Consider the following 1,406-nt stretch of genomic DNA (forward strand, 5'->3'; position numbering starts at 1 on the left):
GCAGGATCATTCATGAAATCCGTCCTGCGGCCCGGCTTCGTTCCGCGCTTCCTGTAAGCGATCTGTTCGCTGTTGGTCTTGATCTTCGGCGGAGGCCGCGCCTCGTCCTGCTGAGCCTTGATCCAGGTCAGCACTTCGCCGAGCCGCTTGTTCTCGGTGACCGCGGCGTGGGTGACGCGCTGCTCTTTGTCGAAGACAGTGTAGGGCAGGGAGCATGCCTTCCACCGAACATCCAGGCGACCGTCGGCGAACTCGTAAATGTCGACATATCTGCCGACTAGCCCGCATGAGATATCATTCTTCTCCAGCATGATCTGCTTGCGTTCATAGGAGAAAGACAATTGCTGGCCGACATAGCGCTGCTCGCGTTTGCATAGCAGGTCGCGGAGTCGATCAGCCGGCATGTTCAAGACACGGTGCAGATTGTCCGGCCGGGTAGGGATCTTCGCAAACTTGTCGTTGAAGCTGGTCGTGAATGCCGGCAGAAAAGCGTTGGCTTCTTCAATATCTGAGATGCCAGCAAGACGCAGTTCCTTCACAAGCCGGTCCTGCAGCGTGCGATTGACACGTTCGACCCGGCCCTTGGCCTGGCTCGAATTGGCGCACAGGATCTCGATGTTGAGTTCGGAAAGCGCTCGCCCGAATTGCGTCATGCCGCGGCCGGCGCTGGCCTCGGCCCTCGCCACCCGAAACACCGTGTGCTTGTCGGAATAGAACGCTATCGGGCAACCATGCGCCTTCAGATAAAGCTCCAGGGCCTCGAAGTAACTGAACGTGCTCTCCGACTTCACAAAGCGAAGCTGCTGGAGTTTGCCGGTCGCGTCATCGATGAAAACGAGCAGGGTGCATGGGTCGCCGCGCTCCTCGAACCAACGGTGATCACTGCCGTCGATCTGCACCAGCTCGCCATAAGATTCCCGGCGCAAACGCGGCTGATGGAATGTCCGGCGCTGCTTGCGCGACAGCCAAATCCCAGCCTCCGCCATCCATTTGCGCAATGTCTCGCGCGACACGACCAGGCCGTGGTTCGCGGCCAGCTTCTCGGCCGCCAAGGTCGGGCCGAAGTCGAGATAATGTTCTCGGACCAACTGGATCGCCAACTCGCCGACGCCGGCGAAATATCGATGGTTCGATGGTCGTCCTCGAGCCTTGTGCCGAAGTGCCGCAGCGCCTTCAGCCTGGAAGGTCTTCAACAGACGCTGAACTTGCCGAGCCGACAGTCCCAGCACCCGTGCGGCCGACACCATGGTCGTGCGCCGCTCCACAACTTTCGAAAGCACCTCAATGCGTTGCAGCTCGCGCTCGCTCATGAGGATCAATCCCATTCTGCCGTCTCCCTCGCTCGACAGCGAGCAGGGCGACATTCCTACTTTGCAGAATCAAGACATTTTAACTTTGCGCCAATA

Annotated in this window: 1 protein-coding gene; it reads right to left on the reverse strand. The window is 59.2% G+C overall.

From position 1 onward, the window contains the following. The coding region (locus NKH17_RS33285) for an ISNCY family transposase (protein WP_352973538.1) at positions 1–1,325 on the reverse strand (1,325 nt) is incomplete at its 3' end. Positions 1,326–1,406: the final 81 nt, after the last annotated feature.

This window comes from Mesorhizobium sp. M1334 (genome assembly GCF_040317995.1).
Taxonomy (GTDB): domain Bacteria; phylum Pseudomonadota; class Alphaproteobacteria; order Rhizobiales; family Rhizobiaceae; genus Mesorhizobium.